Source organism: Nioella sp. (assembly GCF_964229645.1).
In the GTDB taxonomy this organism is placed as follows: domain Bacteria; phylum Pseudomonadota; class Alphaproteobacteria; order Rhodobacterales; family Rhodobacteraceae; genus Nioella.
Genome location: NZ_CAXREX010000057.1, coordinates 1 through 5,130, shown reverse-complemented (window position 1 = coordinate 5,130; position 5,130 = coordinate 1). Strand labels below are relative to the sequence as shown.

General features: G+C 63.5%; 4 protein-coding genes. All 4 read left to right on the top strand.

Translation table 11 applies throughout. The annotated features are described in order from the left end of the window. The first annotated feature begins 161 nt into the window (after positions 1 to 161). Positions 162 to 731: a ribosome maturation factor RimP gene (gene rimP / locus ACEQXV_RS03735; protein WP_093451180.1), complete on the top strand. Its 570-nt coding sequence runs from the start codon at positions 162 to 164 to the stop codon at positions 729 to 731. 4 nt (positions 732 to 735) lie between these two features. Then, entirely contained in the window at positions 736 to 2,346 is a 1,611-nt protein-coding gene (gene nusA, locus ACEQXV_RS03730; protein WP_370267981.1) for a transcription termination factor NusA, read from the top strand. Between the two features lie 27 nt (positions 2,347 to 2,373). After that, positions 2,374 to 2,964, top strand: coding sequence for an RNA-binding protein (locus tag ACEQXV_RS03725; RefSeq protein ID WP_370267979.1), 591 nt, complete (start codon positions 2,374 to 2,376; stop codon positions 2,962 to 2,964). A 42-nt stretch (positions 2,965 to 3,006) separates the two neighbouring features. Then, positions 3,007 to 5,130: translation initiation factor IF-2 (gene infB / locus ACEQXV_RS03720; RefSeq protein ID WP_370267974.1), on the top strand; the 2,124-nt coding region annotated here is incomplete at its 3' end.

The window sequence follows — 5,130 nt, the reverse complement described above, 5'->3', positions numbered from 1 at the left end:
GCCAGACACCCGGCAGGAAGCCGCACAATCCCCTTGCGATTCGCCCCGGACGGGCCTATATCGCCTTCAACAGCGGCGTGTCGGGCCAACGGTCAGACGCTCCACCGGATGCATCGACGGGCCGCGCGCCCGTTTTTTTGTACCCGGAGATCATGTCCCCCATGGACCTTATCGCCAAGACCGCCATCGACCGCCGCCTGGCCGAGATCGTGATGCCCATCGTCGAGGACATGGGCTTTGAACTCGTCCGGCTGCGCCTGATGGGCGGACAGACCAAGACCCTGCAGATCATGGCCGAACGCCCCGAGGGCGGCATCGAGGTCGATGAATGCGCCGATATTTCCAACGCCGTCAGCGCCGTGCTGGACGTCGAGGATCCGGTGACGGATCCCTACACGCTGGAAGTCTCCTCGCCCGGCATCGACCGTCCGCTGACCCGGCTGAAGGATTTCGACACCTATGAAGGCTATGAAGCCAAGGTGGAGACGGCCGAACTGATCGACGGGCGCAAACGCTTCAAGGGTGTGCTTGCGGGTGTCGAGGGCGACGAGGTGCTGATCAATATCGAAGAAGGCACCGTAGGACTTCATTTCGACTGGCTGGCAGATGCCAAGCTGGTCCTCACCGACGATCTCATCAAGGAAATGCTGCGGGCCCGGAAGGCCTCGGGCGACCTTGATGAAAGCCAGTTTGACGAGATCGAGACAGAGACAGGTTCCCAGGAGGACTGATACCATGGCGATTACCTCTGCCAACCAGCTTGAACTGCTCCAGACCGCCGAGGCGGTCGCGCGCGAGAAGATGCTCGACCCCGGTCTGGTCGTCGAAGCGATGGAAGAATCCCTCGCCCGGGCGGCCAAGTCCCGCTACGGCGCGGAGATGGACATCCGCGTCAAGATCGACCGCAAGACCGGCCGCGCGACCTTTACCCGCGTCCGCACCGTGGTCGAGGACGAAGAGCTTGAGAACTACCAGGCCGAGATGACCGTCCAGCAGGCCAAGCAGTACATGGCCGATCCGCAGGTCGGTGACACCTTCGTCGAAGAGGTTCCCCCCGTCGACATGGGCCGGATCGCCGCGCAATCGGCCAAGCAGGTCATCCTGCAGAAGGTCCGCGAAGCGGAACGCGATCGCCAGTACGAGGAATTCAAGGACCGCGCCGGCACGATCATCAACGGTGTCGTCAAGCGTGAAGAATACGGCAACGTCATCGTCGACGTGGGTGCCGGCGAAGGCATCCTGCGCCGCAACGAAAAGATCGGCCGCGAAAGCTATCGCCCGAACGACCGCATCCGCTGCTACGTCAAGGACGTGCGCCGCGAACAGCGTGGCCCGCAGATCTTCCTGTCGCGCACCGATCCGCAGTTCATGGCCGAGCTGTTCAAGATGGAAGTGCCCGAGATCTACGACGGCATCATCGAAATCAAGGCCGTCGCCCGGGATCCTGGGTCGCGCGCCAAGATCGCCGTGATCTCCTATGACGGCTCGATCGACCCGGTCGGCGCCTGTGTGGGTATGCGCGGCAGCCGCGTGCAGGCCGTCGTGAACGAACTGCAGGGCGAAAAGATCGACATCATCCCCTGGAACGAAGACCAGCCGACCTTCCTGGTGAACGCGCTGCAGCCCGCAGAAGTCACCAAGGTGGTTCTGGACGAAGAAGCCGAGCGGATCGAGGTCGTCGTCCCCGAAGAGCAGCTGTCGCTTGCCATCGGTCGCCGCGGTCAGAACGTGCGCCTGGCGTCGCAGCTGACCAACCTCGACATCGACATCATGACCGAGGAAGAAGAATCGGCCCGCCGTCAGAAGGAATTCGAAGAGCGCACGAAGCTCTTCATGGATGCCCTCGACGTTGACGAATTCTTCGCCCAGCTGCTGGTCTCGGAAGGCTTCACCAACCTGGAAGAAGTCGCCTATGTCGAACTGGACGAACTGCTGGTCATCGACGGTGTCGACGAAGACACCGCCGGCGAGTTGCAGGCCCGTGCCCGCGACGTGCTGGAAGCCCAGGCCAAGGCGGCCCTGGACCGGGCCCGTGAACTGGGTGCCGAGGACAGCCTTATTGAATTCGAAGGCCTGACACCCCAGATGATCCAGGCCCTGGCCGAGGACGACATCAAGACGCTGGAAGACTTCGCGACCTGCGCCGACTGGGAACTTGCCGGTGGCTGGACCACGGTCGACGGCGAGCGCACCAAGGACGACGGTATTCTCGAACCCTTCGAAGTGTCGCTGGAAGAAGCCCAGAACATGGTCATGAACGCTCGTGTCATGCTGGGTTGGGTCGATCCGGCCGAACTCGAAGCCGAAGAAGCATCTGAAGAAGTGGAGGTTCAGGCAGACGCCTGAACCTGACCCGAACGGGAGACGCCGCAAATGTCGCGAGGCGGCCAAGCGAAAGACAGGTCCGACGGGCCGGAACGGAAATGCATCGCCACCGGCGAGGCACAGCCCAAGCATGGGATGATCCGTTTCGTCGTCGGGCCCGACAACATGATTGTCCCCGACCTCATGGAAAAGCTTCCGGGTCGTGGGATCTGGGTTTCGTCCGACCGGACGGCGCTGGACACCGCGGTGGCGAGGAAACTTTTCGCCCGCGCGGCCAAGCAGCCCGTCACCCTGCCCGAAGATCTGACCGGGCTGGTCGAAACCGCATTGGTGAACCGCGTCACCAGCCTTCTGGCGATGGCGCGGAAGTCCGGCGATGCAGTCGCCGGATACGAGAAGGTGAAGGATTGGCTTTCCAAGGATTATGCCGACGTGCTGATCCAGGCGAGCGACGGATCCGAGCGGGGCAAGAACAAATTGTCCACGCCATATGAGGGCAGTTTCATCGGCTGGCTCACCTCGAATGAGCTGGGGTTGGCCTTTGGACGTGAAACTGTCATACACGCCGCCTTAGGAACTGGCGGTCTGAGCAAAAGAGTTGTAGAGGAGGCCGCAAGGCTAAGAGGCTTGCGTGCCTGATGGCGGCGGGGAGGGCCCCGCCCGAAAGGATTAAAGAACCACATGAGTGACAACGACGGCAAAAAGACTTTGGGTGTTCGTGGCGGCGGTCCCCGTGCGGGGAATGTGAAGCAAAGCTTCAGCCACGGCCGGACCAAGAACGTCGTGGTGGAAACCAAACGCAAACGCGTTGTGGTGCCCAAGCCCGGTGCCTCGGGCAAATCCGCATCCGGCGGATCCATCGGCGACCCCTCGAAACGTCCCGCCGGGATCACCGACGCGGAAATGGAACGTCGCCTGAAGGCCGTTCAGGCCGCCCAGGCCCGCGCTTCGGAAGAAGCCGCAGCCCGCGCCGCAGAGGAAAAGGCCCGCGAGGAAGAGCGCGAACGCCGTCGTGAAGAGGCCGAACAGAAGGCCCGCGAGGAAAAGGAACGCGAAGAGGCTCTGAAGGCGAAAGCCGAAGAAGAAGAGCGTCAGAAGCGCGAAGCCGAGGAAGCCGCCAAGCGCGCGGCCGCCCAGGCTGCGGCCCCTGCCCCGCAGGAGGACAACGCCCGTGCGCCCAAACAGGCCCCGCGTGGCGGTGCCGGTGGTGGTGGCGGCGGTGCTGCCGACCGTCCCGGTCGCAACGACAACCGCAACAACGACCGTGACGATCGCGGTGGCCGCGGCAAGGGCCGCGACGATGGCCGCCGTTCCGGCAAGCTGACACTGAACCAGGCGCTGACCGGTGGCGAAGGCGGCCGTCAGAAGTCCATGGCCGCGATGAAGCGGAAACAGGAACGTGCACGCCAGAAAGCCATGGGCGGCCCCGTCCAGCGCGAAAAGGTCGTGCGTGACGTTCAGGTCCCCGAGGCGATCATGGTCGGCGAACTGGCCAACCGTATGGCCGAACGCGTTGGTGATGTGGTCAAGGCGCTCATGCAGATGGTCATGATGGTCACGCAGATCCAGACGATCGACGCCGACACCGCCGAACTCATCATCGAGGAATTCGGCCACAACATGATCCGCGTCTCGGATTCCGACGTCGAAGACGTCATCAAGGAAGTCGAAGACAAGGAAGAAGACCTCAAGCCGCGCGCCCCGGTCATCACGATCATGGGCCACGTCGACCACGGCAAGACCTCGCTTCTGGATGCGATCCGGAACGCAAAGGTCGTCGCGGGCGAAGCCGGCGGCATCACCCAGCACATCGGCGCCTACCAGGTTGTCACCGATGGCGGGCAGACGCTGACCTTCCTCGACACGCCCGGCCACGCGGCCTTCACCTCGATGCGGGCCCGTGGCGCGCAGGTGACGGACATCGTGGTCCTGGTGGTTGCCGCGGACGATTCGGTCATGCCGCAGACGATCGAGGCGATCAATCACGCCAAGGCCGCCGGTGTTCCGATGATCGTGGCGATCAACAAGGTCGACAAACCGGCCGCTGACGCCAACAAGGTCCGCACCGAGCTTCTGCAGCACGAAGTGATCGTGGAACAGATGTCCGGTGAAGTGCAGGACGTCGAGGTCTCGGCCCACACCGGGCAGGGTCTGGACGAACTGCTGGATGCCATCGCGCTTCAGGCCGAGATCCTGGAACTGAAAGCCAACCCCGATCGCGCCGCCCAGGGTGCCGTGATCGAGGCGCAGCTGGACGTCGGCCGCGGCCCCGTGGCCACAGTTCTGGTCCAGTCCGGCACGCTGCGTCAGGGCGACGTCTTCGTCGTGGGCGAGCAGTACGGTAAGGTCCGTGCGCTTGTGAACGACAAGGGCGAGCGCGTGAAAGAAGCCGGCCCCTCGGTTCCGGTCGAGGTGCTTGGCCTGAACGGCACGCCCGAGGCCGGTGACGTCCTGAACGTGACCGAAACCGAAGCCCAGGCCCGCGAGATCGCGGAATACCGCGAAAAGGCCGCCAAGGACAAACGTGCCGCTGCAGGTGCAGCAACGACCCTTGAGCAGCTGATGCAAAAGGCCAAGGAAGACGAAAACGTCACCGAGATGCCCAGCCTGGTCAAAGCCGACGTGCAGGGTTCTGCCGAGGCGATTGTTCAGGCTATGGAAAAAATCGGCAACGCCGAAGTCCGCGTCCGCGTGCTGCACGCCGGCGTTGGTGCGATCACCGAATCCGATGTCGGCCTGGCCGAAGCCTCGGGTTCCCCGGTGTTCGGCGTCAACGTCCGGGCCAACGCGCCCGCACGGAACGCC